The sequence below is a fragment of the Paraburkholderia sp. BCC1876 genome (assembly GCF_902833695.1).
In the GTDB taxonomy this organism is placed as follows: Bacteria; Pseudomonadota; Gammaproteobacteria; order Burkholderiales; family Burkholderiaceae; genus Paraburkholderia.
The window spans coordinates 217,441-233,829 of record NZ_CADFGI010000003.1 but is presented as its reverse complement, the minus strand read 5'-3'; the positions used below and the strand labels follow the sequence as shown (position 1 = coordinate 233,829).

Sequence of the window (16,389 nt, the reverse complement as noted above, 5' to 3'; positions counted from 1 at the left end):
GCCCGGTGAAGTATTGCCGTTGCGTCAGACTGCTTCCTTCTGCCGTGCAACCAGGTCGAGCGCGACGTCGACAATCATGTCTTCCTGGCCACCGACCATTTTTCGTTTGCCCAACTCAATGAGGATGGTTCGCGTGTCGAGCCCATACTGCTTTGCCGCAGTCTCAGCGTGTCGCAGGAAACTCGAGTAGACGCCGGCGTAACCGAGACTCAGCGTCTCCCGGTCCACGCGAACCGGACGGTCCTGAAGCGGGCGCACCAGTTCCTCGGCAGCGTCCATCAGCGCGAACAGGTCCGTGCCGTGTTCCCAGTCATAGACATCGGCCGCAGCAATGAAGACCTCGAGCGGGGCATTGCCGGCGCCTGCTCCCATACCCGCCAGGCTTGCATCGACGCGAATTGCGCCGTTCTGAACGGCGACAATCGAGTTCGCCACGCCGAGCGAGAGGTTGTGATGTGCGTGGATGCCACGTTCCGTTTCGGGTTTGAGCACTTCGTCGTACGCACGAAAGCGTGCGGCGGTGTCATCCATGGTCATGGCTCCGCCGGAGTCAGTGACGTACACGCAATGCGCACCGTACGATTCCATGAGCTTCGCCTGCTGGGCGAGCTTGGCCGGCTCCAGCATGTGCGACATCATCAGAAAGCCGGAGACATCCATGCCAAGTTCTCGGGCGTATTCGATGTGCTGCTTCGACACGTCTGCTTCGGTGCAATGCGTAGCCACGCGGACCGAACGGACACCCGATTCGTATGCGCGCTTAAGGTCACGGGTAGTGCCGATGCCCGGAATGAGAAGCGTGGTCAGCTTGGCATGCGTGATGACCTCAGCGGTTGCCTCAATCCACGCCCAGTCCGTGCAGGCGCCGAAGCCGTAATTGAAACTTGAGCCGGAAAGACCGTCACCGTGAGCGACCTCAATGGCGTCAACCTTCGCCGCGTCCAGCGCGCGGGCGATTGCACGGACATGGTCAAGACTGTATTGATGGCGCACGGCGTGCATACCATCGCGCAGCGTTACGTCCTGGATATACAGCTTGGATTTGACATCCTTATTCATACAGCCTCCGCGGCGGTGCTTTCGTGTTTCTGGCGACGGACGATGCTCTCGGCCGTGGCCAATGCTGCCGAAGTCATGATGTCGAGATTGCCGGCGTAAGCAGGCAGGTAATGGGCGGCGCCCTCGACTTCGAGGAACACCGTGACCTTCATCCCCGTGAAGGAGCGGCCGAGCTCTGCGATGAAGAGCGGACTCTCGTCGGTGTAATGCTGGAACTGGACCTTCTGCTTCATCCGGTAACCAGGAACGTACGATTTGACCTTGGCGACGGTTGCCTCAATCGACGCAGTGACTGCTGCTTCATCCGTGCTTTCGCAGAGGCAATAGACTGTGTCGCGCATGATGAGCGGCGGCTCTGCCGGATTGAGGACGATGATTGCCTTGCCGCGCTTTGCGCCACCGACTTTTTCGATTGCCTGTGAAGTCGTTTCGGTAAACTCGTCGATATTGGCGCGAGTACCGGGGCCTGCCGAACGCGACGAAATCGATGCAACGATTTCTGCATAGGGGACGTTCGAGACTGCGCTGACGGCAGCAACAATGGGAATGGTTGCCTGGCCGCCGCATGTCACCATGTTCACGTTCGGGGCGTCGAGATTCTGTTCGCCATTCACGCACGGCACAGTGAAAGGCCCAATCGCCGCCGGCGTGAGGTCAATGACGCGTTTCCCGAACGACTGCAGTACCGCGTCGTGCTTCTTGTGAGCACCAGCCGAAGTCGCATCAAAAACGATTTTGATTTCTTCAAAATTGGGCAGACGTGTCAGTCCGTCGATGCCTTCTGCCGTGATGGGCACCCCCATACGTTCTGCACGCTTCAGGCCGTCTGACTCGGGGTCGATGCCAACGAAGGCGCCCATTTCAAGAACGTCAGACAAGCGAAGCACTTTTATCATCAGGTCAGTGCCGATATTGCCGGAACCGATGATGGCTACCTTGGTTTTGGACATAGAAACCTCTTAAACGAATTTCGCCGTGACTTCGCCGAGTCCGGACAGTTGGGCGACAAACGTGTCACCAGCGGTGACCGGGACCATGGGACCCAGTGCGCCGGTCAGCACGACATCACCGGCTTTGAGAGGGCGGCCGCGGCGCGCGATTTCGCCTGCGAGCCAGACAGCTGCGTTGAGCGGATGGCCGAGACACGCTGCGCCGCAGCCGGTCGATACAACGTTCGGGCCGGTCGTTACTCCATCGTGTTCGCGACGCATCGTCATCTGCAGGCCACGCAAGTCGAGGTCTTGAATACGACGTGCGGGGCCGCCGAGCACAAACATTCCGGATGAAGCGTTATCAGCCACCGTGTCAAAAAACCGGATGTCCCAATTGGAAATACGGCTCCCAACGATTTCCAGTGCCGGCAGGACATACGCCGTCGCGCGAATCAGGTCGGCAACTGTAGGCGTCTGAATGTCGAGGTCCTCGGCCAGGATGAGCGCCACCTCCGCTTCCACCTTCGGCTGATGCAGGCGGCTAACCGCGATAGGCTCGCCTTCCCCCGCAGCCATGTCAGCGAACAGCATTCCGAAGTCGGGCTGGTCGACGCCGAGTTGAGCTTGCACGACCTTCGAGGTCAATCCTATTTTTCGACCGATTAGGCGCCGGCCTTGTGCCTCGAAGAATTTCGTATTTGCGTCCTGAATCGCGTACGCCGTGTCGACATCGTCAGACGAGGTGCGCGAGCGCAGGGGGGCAATCGTCTGCCCGGTTTCGTAGCAGTTGCGAATCTCAGCTGCCAGCGCTTCGATACTCGTCGCGCTGGCTGGCTGTCGCTCAATGGTTGCGTCAGACATGAAAACCTCTTCTCAATGCTTGCGTTGGTGGCGACTAACAGACAGGGTCGACCTCAAGCGGGTGATAGCAGCCGCGCCAGTGCACCAGCGGCGATTTGTCGGCCACTCGGGTACGCATCACGCGCCCAACGAAAATGGTGTGGTCGCCGGCTTCGATTTCGCGCTCAAGGCTGCATTCAATCCAGCCAAGGCAACCCGCTACGAGAGGCAAACCTTCTAGGCCGACCAGTGTTTCCACTTGGGAGAATCGGTCAATTGGCTTGCAAAAAGTACGGGAGACGTCTTCCTGGTTGGACGCGAGAATGTTCACCGCGAAGTGCTTCGCTTGACTGAAGATGGGATACGAATACGACTTCGTCGTCAGACTCCACTGGATGAGTGGCGGGTCGAGCGACAGTGACGAGAACGAGCTGACCGTCGCCCCGTAAGGCTTGCCTTGAGCGTCGACCGCGGAAATCACCGTAATGCCAGTTGCGAAATGGCCAAGCGCGTGGCGAAAGGCGTCTGCTGGGACGCTTGCTTCTGCCGGTTGCGGGTCGGCGACCCAGTTGGTTTCTGACATGATTAAATCCTTAATCGCAGGCTTTGGTCGTTGGCTTGTAGTCCTGTCGATGGGACCACCCAGCTTCACTTGTCGAGCAGGAAATCAATATGGAGTCGATTGAACAGTTCGGCATCTTCGAACTGAGGCCAGTGACCGCACTCATTCATAACGACGTATTTACAGTTCGGAATCATTTCCGAGATTTCCTTACCTTCCGCCGGTGTTGCCGTCGGGTCATGCGAAGTCCACACCACCAGCGACGGAGCCTTGATTGACCGGTACTGCTCTTCGGTAATCATGTTCGGGCGGCGGATTTCCATCTCCTGCAGGCACATGATTCGCTTCATCGTGTCGGCGAACCCAGGCTGCGAGTAGATGCTGCGGCGCGTTTCGATGAGGTCATCGCTGACCGTGCTCTTGTCGCACATCAGGAACTCGAGGCGGGTCTTGATACGTTCCCAGCTAGGGTCTTCAGCAGCCTGGTTCGATAGGCTTTTCAGGCGAGCCATGACTTCCGGGTGCGCGGTCCAGCCGCCAGCGGTGTTCAGCACCAAGTGGTCGACGACCTCAGGGCGGTGCACCGCAAGATACGTCGCAACCCAACCACCGAGCGATTCACCGGTGATATGCGCACGCTCGCGGCCGAGCGCCTTCAACACCGCAAGTACGTGGTCGGCGTAATCTTTAACCTGGTAATTGATTTCCGGCTTGTCCGTCCAGCCGTGGCCGAGCATGTCGATGGCCACGACCCAGAAGTGCTCACCATGCGGTCCAAAATTCCGCGAATAAGCTTCGGCATGGCCACCAACCCCGTGCAGGCAGAGCAGCAGCGGCTTATCAGGCGAGCCAGACGAGATATACCGGGTCTTGATGCCGTCAGCGTCGAGGTAGCCCTGACTGAATGTGACGCCGCGCAGGTCGGCCCAGACGCTCGAAAAATTGGAGGGGCGAGTATCGCTCATGAATTCACTTCCGTTGCGAGTTCGTTGTTGGTTGGCTCGGCAACTGTCGCCGGAGCATTCGGGTCACCGGCGAGCGCAAGTGCCTTGTCGACCAGACGTTGCATGTCGGGATTGCGGTTGCTGAGATAGTTCAATGCGAGATTGCGAACCGGGTCGCCAGCGTAGTAGCGCTCGTATTGCACGAGGCGCTGGCCGAATGCCTCTCCGGCAAGGTCCCATGCCAGCTTGAAGAGCTTCACGCGCTCGACTGACGGCATACCGCCAGCGCCCTGGTAATACAGCGCGAGGTCGTCGGACAGCTCCGGCGCGCGGAAGTCGGCTCCGCTCGGCATCAGCATGAAGCCACCCGCACCGATGGTTTGCAGCACTTCAATGACGCGCGGATACGCGGTAGGAAGCATCGTGCGGATTGCCTGCAGCGGTGCAAGGCTCGGGCGTACCGTGCCGACTTCGGTTGGTTCCGATTCATACTCGGACCGCACGAGGGCGCTCTTGACCTGTTCGATGTAGCCGAGCAGTTCGCCCAACATCTGCTGCACGTGCAGGAACTGGTCAGCCTTGATGGACTTCGCTACTGCGATGGCCAGACCGACCGAGAACTGCATCTTGATGAGCGCGCGGGTGTTTGTCTGATGTGCGGTGTGATTCCGCACGCCGGTGTGCGTGTACAGCTGGTTCGAGAGCTCAACCTGGCGATAGCAGAAGACACGGTCCCAAGGGACGAAGACGTTATCGAAGATGAGAAGTGAGTCGTTTTCCTCGAAACGCGTCGACAGCGGATGGTCGTAGCTTTCGTGTGCGTCGACGTGATACGGGTCGCGCGAAATCTGACGCATGCCCTTTACATCCGTCGGCACGGCAAAGATGAGCGCGTGGTCTTCGTCGCCTGCCTTGAACTGCGGCAGGTTGTACATAATCATTTCGTCCGACACCGGGCCGAGCGTTGCAATCATGCGTGCGCCGCTGACGTAGATGCCATCTTCCGTTTCCTTCACTACGCGCAGATGCATGCTGGCCTGTTCCGACGACTGCTTCGAGCGGTCGTTCTGCGGCGTGATAAGCGCGTGGCTGAGGAACAGGTCGTTGTCGCGGATGTACTCGTAATATTTCACGATGTTGTCCGCAAACTTCTGGCCGCCCTTGGCGAAGTCGTGGCGAGCTTCCCAGAACGCCAGCAACGTGACATTCATGAAATCAGGCGAACGGCCCATCAGGCCGAAATTTGTCTCAGCCCAGATGCGGTAGGCTTCACGACGCTTGCGAAGGTCCGCAGCGGACTTCGCGGGCATGAATGCGAGACCGGCACGTTCACCTGTTTCCGGTACGACGTATGTGACCTTGTCCTGCAACTCCGGGTCATGCTGGGTGTCGTACAGTGCAGCGAGCTGCTCAACAGCACCTTTGAATGCCGGATGCGTTGTCACATCGTCGACCCGTTCGCCGCGTACCCATACGTCGCGAGGGCGATTTTTCAACCCTTCGATGAACTGCTTGCCGGTTCTGATACCCATGACTCAATCTCCTAAAATCGCATCGACGTTAAACACGCGAAGCTTTTGATTCGGCGAACATCATTGCCATGCCGGCAATCCATCCTTGAATCGCCTGGTAATAGATAAGGTCGGCTTTGTAGTCGCCATTCACAGACAGTGCTGCAAATGCAGCAACCCAAGCCAGAACTTCGGGACCACCGCGTCCGGCTTGTTCGCGCACTTCCCTGGTGGTTAAAGCGTCGAAATCTCTCAGGTTCCCGCGCTGTAGTTGTTCGATGAAGGCTCTGTCCCATGCGGGGTCTACTGGGAGAATTTCCGGGGTGCCATCGACCGCGCGTGCCCCTGCTGCAAGAACGCGCTCGACTCGCGCACGCTGCACGTCTTGCGACGGATGTCGGCCGCTGATGAGCCGCTCCTTCACTTCGTCAGGCGCGGTGACGATGCTCGGCGTCGGCGGGTCGTGCGACAAACCTCCCGAAGCCGAAATCAGCACTCGCTTACCGGTTGCGGCAGCCCAACGTCCGACTGCTTCGCCAAGCATCCGGGCGCGTTTGAACGTCGGTAGCGGCGGTGCTGCGCAGTTAATGAAGATGGGAATCGTCGGGAAGCGGCTGAACGAGCCGAACATGCGCTCCCAGATTTGGACGAAGCCGTGGTCCACTTCCATGCGGTAAGAAACCGCGATGTCCAGACCGTCCTCAATCAGAGCCTCGCTCAGCCGCACTGCGTCGTCTGAAGCAACTGGAAGTGTCCCCGTCGACGTGTCCCAGTCGCCGAGCGAAGTCGCATTTACGCCGAGGCAGAAGCTCGGCATGAGCTCGTAGAAGAAGCCATTGAAGTGGTCCGGCGCGAACTGAATGAGAAGGTCCGGTGCGAATTCTTCCGCTCTCTTCGCCAGAGACGCGAATCCTTGCTTAACAGCGGAGCGGACGTCCTCTGAAGCGACTCCGTCCTGCATCAACGGTGTATGAGATGCACCAAGCACAGCCAGTGTCACGGTCTGTCTCCTATGTTCAATCGTCCGTGCATTTCGCACGGCCAGCTCGACGGCCGGTCTGCTTCGCCGTTTCCGCAGTTGCGGTCGGTGCGAAACGTTGAACAAATGTTAGCGAGACGAGTGTTATCCGGATAATGCGTGTTTTCTATAGAGTCCATCCGATTTTAGTTTATCGGTTAAAACCCTATGTATCTGCTAGCTTCTCCTTTATATTCAGTTACCTATGAATATTTGTTGGCGGCAACGCAGATGAGGACGAATCTAGGGAAAGCCCCGATAAGGGCGTTGACGCGGGACTGACTTATAATCGTTTTATGGATAACCAAAGCCATAGTTACACGGAAATGGCCTAACGGAGACGGTTGTGGATTCGCGGCTGATTGAATACTTTCTGCGCGTTGCGGAGCTTGGAAGCATCAACAAGGCAGCGACCGACTTGCGGCTTTCTCAGCCAGCACTCTCGCGCCACATCGCGCTGCTGGAGCATCAAGTCCGGGCGAAGCTTTTCACCCGGACGCAAGGAGGGGTGATGCTCACAGATGCAGGGACGCTTTTGCTTGAGCGCGCGCGGCCAATCTTGCGTCAACTCACGAAACTGGTCGAACAGGTCGGTGACCGAGCAGCGGGTCAGCTGTCCATCGGCGTTGCGCCTTCCTGGCGCTACCTGTTCACATCCAAATACATCCCACGCCTGGTTGCCGCATATCCTGGCGTTACATTGCGCGTGCACGAAGGCGCCAGCCACGAACTGCGTGAGGTCATGCACTCCGGGATGTTGGACCTTGCCATCGTTCCATTCGAGGGTTCGCCGCCGCAGGGGTACGTGCACACACCGCTCATTCGGGAGCCGCTGATTCTCGTCGGGCAGAAGGAAGCGGGGCTGCAACCTGATAAGCCTGTAGCTCTCTCACGGCTTGAGGACCTGCAGTTCGCATTGCCCGGAAAGCCCAACGTCATTCGAACTACGGTCGAGAACGCTCTTTCACGCCGGGGTCACGACTTAAAGACGCTGTTCGAAATCGATGCGATGCACCTTTCCATGGAACTTGCGCGACAGGGAGTGGCTGACACTATCACGCCATGTTGCGCGGTCAGCGGCAACCCTTATTGGGAGGAGTCGTTGTCCTGGAGTCCGATTCGCGGTGCTTATATGACCTGGGCTCTGTGCGAAAACACCGCACGCTCTCACTCGCAAGCTGTACGGGAAGGTCAGCGGCTTATTTTCCAACTGGTAGATGAAATCGTGAGTAGCGGCCTTTGGCTCGGAGCGGAGCGACTCAAGAAAACATATGAGACCTCCGCCGACGAACTTCTCGAAGAGTCGTGAGGAAATACTAGCGGACCGGCGGATACGACTGGCGGCACTGCACGGCGCCGGTCAGTCGCATCCGATGATTCTTAGAACAGAGTGCGCATGCCGAGTCGCAAAACAGTCTGATTCTGACCCGACGAAGTTTCAAATGTACCGTTGACCGAGGCGACAGCGCCGGTGCCGCTAGCGCGCTGATAGATGGCATTTACGTACACATCAGTTCGTTTCGAAAGTAGGTAGTCTAGTGTCAAGCCGCCCTGATTCGAATGACTATTGTCGAGCTGGTCGTTACCCTTTGCGTAGATATAGTTGGCGTAGAGAAACAGGTCTGGCGCGAACGTCACCAAACCTCCAATTTCGTAACTATCGACATGGCCATTGGTGAAGGTATTGCGCGTGTTCGTATACAGGGCATCGAGAGCAAACTGGCCGAAATCATAGCGGCCGCCTGCGCCGAAGTTGCGAATGCCTGAGTGACCGTCGTCGATGCCGTCTTCCTTCGAGTAGGTGTAGGCGGCATTGATGCGTAGCGGACCATTGTCGTAGTTTGCGCCAAAGCTCGTGAGGTTGTTGCTGCCCGTTTCCCCCGCGATATTGCTGAAACCGTACATTGCCCCGAAATTGAGGCCTGCATAGGTCTTCGACGTAAACTTGACCGAGTTCGGCGTCGCTTCTCCCCCTGCGATACGCGTGTAGTCGAATGTGCCCAGCGGTGCGCCAAGCTTGGCGAACGGGCCTCCAGGCAACTGGTAGAGACTGACGTACGGTATCTGATGCCCCCAGCGGGCAATGGAGAGGTTGTCGAACATGTAGTCAAACTGGCGTCCCATCGACAATGTGCCGAAGGGAGAAGCAAGACCGACGTACGACTCGCGGCCCGTAAATGCGCCGCCGTTCTGCTTTCCTGTGTTCAGGTCGGGTTGTGAGTCCAACACGAAGAAGGCTGAATATCCGCCTCCCAGGTCCTCGATACCGCGCAGGCCGAGCAGATTCGGAGCTTGAATGCCGGATGCCATCTGAACGAGGGAATGGCCTCCTGCATTACTAACGTAGGTAACGCCTTCGTCGAGCAGGCCGAAAAGCGTTACGGAGCTTTGCGCATAAGATTGCAACGGGACTGCCGCCAGCGCGACTATAAGTAATCTCTTAACCATGAAACTATCCTTTTTATTCGGCACAGGCGTGCCTGCGCCGCCCGCGAGAAGTGGGCTAAATTCTGATGAAATTAGGTCAGCGCTCCAGAGCGCCGGCGTCCGCGCGGCCCCTCGGACACTTAATGCCGGGAGTCCGCGCGTATTCGCTAGCGTTAATGCGATGAGCCCATTAGAACGAACAGAACCGTCGCAGGGCTGCTGCCAGGGTTTCGCCATGCGTGGCGCGTTGCACGCTGCACGACGATGTCGTTTGCCTTGAGTTCACGCGTTTGTCCGTTATCAAGCTCGAGCACGATGGAACCAGACAGTACGACGCCGTAGTCGAGTGTTCTGGTCTTATGCATGCCGGGATTGTCGGCCTCGAATGCCTCTGCCAGGCCCGGGATATTTTCCATCTGTTCCCGGTGCGCTGCCACGCCGTCGAACGTATCCGCAGCGAAGACACTGTCTGGCGGAAAAGTTGCAATCAGCAACCGGTTTCCTCCCGGAGCAGGTACCCAAGACTCCGGCAATGTTCCCGAATCCGGAAACTCGTCCATCGCGCTGATTGCAGCACCGTCTGTCGCCCAGAGCATTGAAACCTGGAAACCGGGAATCGAGTCGAAAGAGGCGCACCAGGGAGACTCGCCATCGCTGACGATGACTGATGCTCCGTCGGTGTCGTGCCCGGTGACGATACGTCTTGTCATGGCGACTCCCGCTCAAATCAACGTTGGGTTGATGACGACGTTCGTGAAGCCGCCGTGCCGATGGTCAACCGCGTCGAGTGCCTCATTGATTTGCTCGAGCTTGAATACCTCATGCTCGAAAACGGAGAGGTCTAGCGTACCCGAGTCGGCCATCGCCGCCATGTTCTCGCCTTCTGCGGGCGTGAACCACAAGGAGCCGATGAGCGACTTCTGCTGGCACATCAGCGGGAAAGGCTCAAGCGGAATCGGGTCAGAGACGCCACCGATTGACACTGCCTTGCCGCCGCGGCGCATTGCGGAGAACGAGTCGAGCACGTTGGATACCGGTGCATTGGGGCCGAGGCATTGCAGCACGGCATCGACGCCGTATCCATCAGTCGCTTCCATCACAACATCATGAACAGTGCGGTCACCCAGCGGCACCGGATGAATGCGCTCAGGCGCGAGCGCTTTCAGCTGGGCTAGCAATTCGCGGTTACGTCCGGTCGCAAAGATTGTTCTGGCACCCATGCCGAGCGCGCAAAGCGTGCCGCCCAAGCCAAGCGTGCCAGTCGCGCCGTCAATTACAAGCGTCTGTCCTGCTTCAAGTGACGCACGGCGCAGGCCCGCGTAGGCCGTACCGATATATCCAAATCGTGCACCCTGCTCGAACGATATTGAGTCGGGAAGCTTCACCAGATTGTCGGCCGGCGCGGTCATATATTCGCTAAAGCCGCCGTACGGATAGTCTTCAAACAGCTTCTGCGAACCCTGACCGAAGCCAAAATAGCCTTGGAAGGTGTATGCGGGGCAGTTCGTGTTGTCGCGTCTGCGGCATGCGGGGCAACTGCCGCACGAGAGACCGGGATTGACGTAGACACGGTCGCCCACCTTGATGCCAGTGACGTGGCTGCCCACCTGTTCAACGATGCCGGCAGCGTCGAGTCCATAAACAGCGGGCAGTTTGGGCAACGGGAGAAACGGGAACCACTCGGGATAGTAGGCTACAACATTGTGCAGATTGGGAACGACACCGCATGCCTGTACCTTTACAAGGACATCGGTGGGGCGAGGTTCAGGGACCGGAATTTCATCAACCTGGAAAGGTTGTCCGACCGTATGCAAACGCGCGGCGCGCATTGTCTTCATGCTTGTCTCCTAAGCAGTCAACGAAGATGTTTTGAACATCAATCTTTTCGTTCTGTTTGCTCTACGCGGGTTCGTGGCAGCTCGCGATATACCGTTCGCGAGCGAGGCCCACAACCACCAGCGCGGGCCTAGCAGCGAGGGGCCTTTGCACCCGTGAGGCTATAAGGAAGCAAGTTACAGCAGGAGAAACCGCCTCGGTTATGCAATCAATCTATATCGGTTATGCAGGATTCCAAGAGTTAAGCAGCTCGCAATTCTCAGCTTCAACAACATGTCGGAGTTAAGCATCCTCGCCTCGTGGTCCGCGACTATGCGAGAGCGGCCCTTCGAGGCATCGCAGTCTCGGAACGTCGCTTGCTACGTGGTTGTTCTCCACCATTTAAAAGGGAAGGACAATGGCAGGCGACAGCTCATACAAGCCGGGCGAAATAGTTAAAGTTTCGGGTATCTATTCGGTGGTGCATGATGATGGGAAAGACACGTTCGAGGTCACTTGCGTCGAAGGCGAGCACTTTCCGCCGACACATAGCGGAAAGGTGTGCATTTCGAGCTGAAGTACGCAGCGATGCATTCACACAAGCATTGTGAACTAAAGGGAGCTGAGGGCCGCAGCTAGACCGTGTGCGGAAAGCGGCGCATCGCGAAGTGGTACCTTGACGGTGCGCCGATTTCCTCTGAGCCATCGGAGGTTTGGCATTGCCATCACAACTTGGGTGACCGGCTGATGGCCGGCGTGAACCTGCCTACTGTTGGGTTTTCTTCGGGCCAAACCTATGGTCACGAGCCGCAGAGTTGCATCTCCCTCTCTCAACCGCTACGAGAAGATGCGGGATTTCGGCGCAACGCCTGAGCCTGCTCCATCAGCCAACGCCACAAGCAGGTCAGCGGACCTTGGTTTCGTCGTTCAGAAGCACTGGGCCAGTCGCCTTCATTATGATTTCCGCCTTGAGCTAGATGGCGTGCTGGTTTCTTGGGCTTTGCCTAAAGGGCTCTGCTACGACCCAAAGGAAAAAAGAATCGCCATCCGTGTCGAGGACCATCCGCTAGAGTACGCGACGTTTGAAGGAACGATTCCACCCCGACAGTACGGCGCGGGCACCGTAATCGTCTGGGACCGCGGGACTTGGGAGCCAGTCGGTGACCCGAGAACGGCATTGGGTGCCGGCAAGCTGATGTTTCAACTCCATGGCGAGAAACTCGCGGGAATGTGGGAATTGGTCCGCATCTCCAAACCGGACGACAAGCATGACCAGTGGATGCTTTTCAAGAAGCGCGATGAGTGGGCGCAGCCGCTGGCGAAATACGATGTCATCAAGGCACTTCCCGACAGCGTCACCACCAAGCCGCTTGGGCTGCTCGAAGAGCGAGAACCGAAGGTCGTACGGTCGGCGCGAAGGAGCAACCAGGAACTAGACCTGTCTGCCGCCATGAGCGCGCCGCTCCCTGCCAAACTCGAACCGCAGCGCGCGACGCTGGCTTCGTCGCTACCGACCGGTGGCGACTGGATAGTCGAATCGAAACTCGATGGTTACAGAATGCTTGCCCGCGTCGACAAAGGGCGAGTGCGGCTGTTCACGAGTGGCGGACACGACTGGACGAAGAAGCTCCCAAGTCTGGCTGCTGAGGTCGCCAAGCTGCCGGTCCCGAGTGGCTGGCTGGATGGCGAAATTGTCGTGCTGAGCAACGGGCTGCCAGATTTCGGCGCTCTCCAGAACGCTATTGATGGCGCTACAAACCTGGAGATTATTTATTTTCTGTTCGACGTCCCCTACTTCGATGGGAAGGACCTCAGGAACGTCCCGCTGTGGGCGCGGCGCGCGCTGCTTTCAAAAATTCTCAAAGATGAAGGCGACCGCATCCGGTTCAGTCAGGACTTCGACGCTCCGGTGGCCCAGATATTTGAAGCGGCTGCCGGTCTGGGTCTCGAAGGCCTGATGTTGAAACGTCGCGACGCGAGCTATGAGTCAGGGAGAACCCAGACCTGGCTGAAGGCAAAGTGCCGACTTCGGCAGGAGCTTGTGGTCTGCGGTTTCACCGCTCGAGGCGGCAGGGATGGGGAAGTCGGCAGCCTCCTGCTTGGATACTATGTCGGCAACCAGCTCCATGACGCCGGCAGCCTCGGCACCGGTTGGAATGCCCGCACTGGCCGGGACCTCTGGCTGCGCCTGACGCCGCTCGAGCTGGATGCCGCTCCCTTTGACGTCGCCGTATCGAAGCCCAGCCGCTGGTCGAGGCGTGCGGCTGGCAGCGAGCGCTGGGTTCGGCCTGAGCTCGTTGCCGAGGTTGAATTTGCCGAGTGGACCGCGGAAGGTGTCGTGCGCCAGGCGTCGTTCAAGGGTCTGCGTGTCGATAAGCCCGCGCGCCTTGTCGTCCGGGAAGCCGATGAAACTCTGACGCCAGCGCCCACTTCTCAGGTGAAGGTCACCCACCCTGAGCGTATCGTCGACCCGACAAGCGGCGTTACCAAGCTGGACCTGGTTCGCTATTACGAAAGCGTCGCCCCCTGGATGCTTCCGCACCTCAACGAACGCCCGTTGGCCATGGTCCGCGCGCCCACCGGCATCTCTGGTGAGCTGTTTTTCCAGAAGCACGCCGAAAAGACTTCCATGCCGGGGCTGAAAGCCCATGACCGCGATTTGTGGCTGAATCACCCGCCGGTGCTGACCATCGATACAGTTGACGCATTGATGTCGGCGGCCCAGATGAATGTCGTCGAGTTTCACACCTGGAATTCCACGGTCCTGCAAATCGACAAACCCGACCGAGTCATCTTTGACCTGGACCCAGGCGAAGGGGTCAAGTGGAAGACGATACAGGAAGCGGCTGTGCTTGTGCGTGCGCTGTTGACGGAGCTCGACCTGAAGGCCTGGCTTAAGACAAGTGGGGGCAAGGGGCTACATGTTGTCGTGCCGCTGACTCCCCGACTGGACTACAAATCGGTGAAAGCGTTTTCGCAGGCGTTCGTCCGGCACCTAGCGAAGACTATCCCAGACCGCTTTTCAGCAACGTCGGGCGCTTCGAACAGAGTTGGCAAAATCTATGTTGATTACCTGCGCAACGGAAAAGCGCAGACGACCGCCACCGCATTTTCTGCGCGGGCGCGGCCGGGAATGGGTGTGTCGATGCCAGTGTCATGGGAGCAGCTGCCCGACCTGAAAAGTGGCGCGCACTGGACGGTGCAAACAGCGAGAGAGTATCTTAGCTTTCAGACGCGTGACCCGTGGGAGGCATATTGGTCAACACGCCAATCACTGGCATCAGCCTTGAAGCGTCTGCGGTAGGACGTCTATTGAGCTGGGGTCTGGGGCTCGAAGCTACGTGCACGGTAGTAACTCGCAGCATAGATAGGCACGCCCCATGCTGTGCACTGCGGACGGGTTGTGTCCTCGAAACGGACAGTGTGTATGCAGCGCCTGCGGATTGTCGCCGGCCGGTCTCAGGAGAATCTCATGGCAGCGCGTTCCATCGCATCGCTGACGCTTTCCTTCGGTCTGGTGTCCATACCGGTGAAGCTATATTCGGCTACGGACAGCGCTGCTGGCGTTGGCTTCAATCTCCTGACGCCGGATGGCGGTCGGGTCAAGCAGCAGTACATATCCGAGGCCACAGGCGATGTCGTCGCCCGCGCTGACATGAAGAAGGGTTACGAATTCGAAAAGGGGCAGTTTGTCGTGTTTGCGCCTGACGAATTAAAAGCGCTCGAGGAAGGTGCCAGCCACGTGGTCGAGATTGTTTCTTTTGTGCCAGAAAAGTCGGTGGACCCGCTGTACTACGACAAGGCGTACTTCATCGCTCCGGACAAGCGCGGCGGCAAACCGTATAGCCTGCTACAACAGGCCATGCGAGAAAGCGAACGTTGCGCGCTGGCAAAATGGTCGTACAAGGGAAAGACCCGAATCGTTCAGGTAAGGCCGGCTGAAGACGGGATGGTCTTCCAGCAACTGCTGTTTGCCGATGAAGTGCGAGCGCTGAGCGATTTGCACATTGAGCGGGTCACTGTCAGCGATACGGAGCTGAAGCTGGCGCTTCAAATCATCGACCAGGTTTCGGAAGACGCATACGACCCGACCGCGTACGAAGACGAAGAAAAGAAACGAATTCTGGAAGCCATCGACCGGAAGATTGCTGGCAAACAGATTGTTTCTCCGGAGGCGCCAGCAGAGGAGTCCGGTGGCCAAGTGATAGACCTGATGGAGGCGCTGCGAGCAAGTCTAAGTGCCAACAAGACGAAACGAGCCGCCCCTCCCGCCAAAACGGCTGCGAACACGGCTACTCCGAAGAAGGCTGCGTCCGATGAAACTGAAGCGCTATCGGCCAAACCCCGGCGCCCCGTCAAACGAGCCGCGCCGAGAGCTGACGTGAAAGAGGCGCCGCCGGCAAAGGTTCGAGCTCGCAAGTGAACAGAAAAAATCTGCCACACGACTATTCGCTGCGAAGCCTCCAGTCGCTGCTGGGAGTCTCGCGCAGAATTCTATCCGGGCTGATTAATGCAGGCTTTGTTCATCCTGCGCGCGGCCGGCGAAACGAGCTGCGGTTCTCATTTCAGGATGTCGTGGTGCTTCGCACCGCATTTCAGCTCCAGTCGGCGAGAGTCTCGTCACGGAAGATTCTGAAGGCGCTTGCGAAGCTGAAAGCCGAACTCCCTGATGAGCTTCCGCTGTCTGGAATCCGAATCACATCTGTCGGTGAAACCGTAGCTGTCAGGTCAGGTCAGTCTCAATGGGATGCTACCTCGGGCCAGCTTCTGCTCGATTTCGAGGTTGCACCTATTCGAAGTGATGTTGCGTTTCTGGACGCAGCGCCCAGGAATTTGGCGAGTCGGGAAGAGCAAGCAGAAGAATGGTTCGCACTTGCCGAACAGCTCGCTGAAACAGATGCGGTCGGTGCGGAGCAGGCCTATCGGAAAGTGCTTGAACTTGCACCATCACCGCATTACGACGCATATACCAATCTGGGCGTATTGCTATGCGAGGTTGAAACTCGTTGCGATGAGGCGTTGACCATTTTCGATGGCGCACTCCAGCATTTTCCCGACGACGCATTGCTTCACTTTAACCGCGCGGTCGTCCTGGAGGAACTGAAACGCTATGACGCGGCGGCGGCGGCTTACCAAAGGTGCCTGGAAATTGACCCTACGAATGCCGACGCTCACTTCAACCTCGCTCGGTTGAGCGAGATTCGCGGTGACAAACAGGGACTTCTAAGGCACCTCAGCGCCTATCGTCGACTGGTCGGTTGACCGAGGCAACGAACAAGCC

General features: G+C 58.1%; 14 protein-coding genes and 1 pseudogene. 5 read left to right on the top strand and 10 right to left on the bottom strand.

Features of this window, described 5'->3' with window-relative positions:
* Window positions 1–24: 24 nt before the first annotated feature.
* From dmpG to HWY05_RS12750, 7 genes are all read right to left on the bottom strand, one after another.
* A complete protein-coding gene (dmpG, locus tag HWY05_RS12780) occupies window positions 25–1,059 on the bottom strand; it encodes a 4-hydroxy-2-oxovalerate aldolase (RefSeq protein WP_176058589.1) in 1,035 nt (344 codons plus the stop codon).
* Window positions 1,056–2,009, bottom strand: a complete 954-nt coding sequence (locus tag HWY05_RS12775; RefSeq protein WP_176058588.1) for an acetaldehyde dehydrogenase (acetylating) — start codon at window positions 2,007–2,009, stop codon at window positions 1,056–1,058. Before HWY05_RS12775 ends, dmpG begins: the two co-directional genes overlap by 4 nt.
* 9 nt (window positions 2,010–2,018) lie before the next feature.
* Entirely contained in the window at window positions 2,019–2,852 is an 834-nt protein-coding gene (gene mhpD, locus HWY05_RS12770; RefSeq protein ID WP_176058587.1) for a 2-keto-4-pentenoate hydratase, read from the bottom strand.
* A gap of 34 nt (window positions 2,853–2,886) precedes the next feature.
* Entirely contained in the window at window positions 2,887–3,414 is a 528-nt protein-coding gene (locus HWY05_RS12765; RefSeq protein WP_176058586.1) for a flavin reductase family protein, read from the bottom strand.
* A 65-nt stretch (window positions 3,415–3,479) separates the two neighbouring features.
* Complete coding sequence (locus HWY05_RS12760) at window positions 3,480–4,358, bottom strand: alpha/beta hydrolase (protein WP_176058585.1); 879 nt, start codon at window positions 4,356–4,358, stop codon at window positions 3,480–3,482.
* Entirely contained in the window at window positions 4,355–5,869 is a 1,515-nt protein-coding gene (locus HWY05_RS12755; RefSeq protein ID WP_176058584.1) for a 4-hydroxyphenylacetate 3-hydroxylase N-terminal domain-containing protein, read from the bottom strand. The genes HWY05_RS12760 and HWY05_RS12755 overlap by 4 nt, the downstream gene beginning before the upstream one ends.
* 28 nt (window positions 5,870–5,897) lie before the next feature.
* Window positions 5,898–6,848 carry a 3-carboxyethylcatechol 2,3-dioxygenase gene (locus HWY05_RS12750; RefSeq protein ID WP_176058583.1) on the bottom strand — a complete coding sequence of 317 codons (951 nt, stop codon included), beginning with the start codon at window positions 6,846–6,848 and terminating at the stop codon, window positions 5,898–5,900.
* Window positions 6,849–7,212: 364 nt separating this feature from the next.
* On the opposite strand from HWY05_RS12750, the gene HWY05_RS12745 reads away from it, so the two are divergent.
* On the top strand, window positions 7,213–8,175 hold the full coding sequence (locus HWY05_RS12745; RefSeq protein WP_176058582.1) for a LysR substrate-binding domain-containing protein: 963 nt from the start codon (window positions 7,213–7,215) through the stop codon (window positions 8,173–8,175).
* Between the two features lie 71 nt (window positions 8,176–8,246).
* Here HWY05_RS12745 and HWY05_RS12740 read toward each other — a convergent pair whose 3' ends face one another.
* From HWY05_RS12740 to HWY05_RS12730, 3 genes are all read right to left on the bottom strand, one after another.
* On the bottom strand, window positions 8,247–9,314 hold the full coding sequence (locus HWY05_RS12740) for a porin (protein ID WP_176058581.1): 1,068 nt from the start codon (window positions 9,312–9,314) through the stop codon (window positions 8,247–8,249).
* Window positions 9,315–9,466: 152 nt separating this feature from the next.
* Entirely contained in the window at window positions 9,467–10,003 is a 537-nt protein-coding gene (locus HWY05_RS12735; protein WP_176058580.1) for a cupin domain-containing protein, read from the bottom strand.
* Window positions 10,004–10,015: 12 nt separating this feature from the next.
* Window positions 10,016–11,131 carry an alcohol dehydrogenase catalytic domain-containing protein gene (locus HWY05_RS12730; RefSeq protein WP_176058579.1) on the bottom strand — a complete coding sequence of 372 codons (1,116 nt, stop codon included), beginning with the start codon at window positions 11,129–11,131 and terminating at the stop codon, window positions 10,016–10,018.
* 395 nt (window positions 11,132–11,526) lie between these two features.
* Between HWY05_RS12730 and HWY05_RS38290 the strand changes: the two are divergent.
* The 4 genes and pseudogenes from HWY05_RS38290 (at window position 11,527) to HWY05_RS12715 (ending at window position 16,370) form a co-directional block, all read left to right on the top strand.
* Window positions 11,527–11,747: pseudogene (locus HWY05_RS38290) on the top strand (hypothetical protein).
* A gap of 157 nt (window positions 11,748–11,904) precedes the next feature.
* A complete protein-coding gene (gene ligD, locus HWY05_RS12725; RefSeq protein ID WP_176058578.1) occupies window positions 11,905–14,412 on the top strand; it encodes a DNA ligase D in 2,508 nt (835 codons plus the stop codon).
* A gap of 168 nt (window positions 14,413–14,580) precedes the next feature.
* Entirely contained in the window at window positions 14,581–15,531 is a 951-nt protein-coding gene (locus HWY05_RS12720; protein ID WP_176058577.1) for a Ku protein, read from the top strand.
* Window positions 15,528–16,370 (top strand): tetratricopeptide repeat protein, encoded by an 843-nt coding sequence (locus tag HWY05_RS12715; RefSeq protein ID WP_176058576.1) that lies wholly within the window; start codon window positions 15,528–15,530, stop codon window positions 16,368–16,370. Before HWY05_RS12720 ends, HWY05_RS12715 begins: the two co-directional genes overlap by 4 nt.
* The last annotated feature ends 19 nt before the right edge of the window (window positions 16,371–16,389 follow it).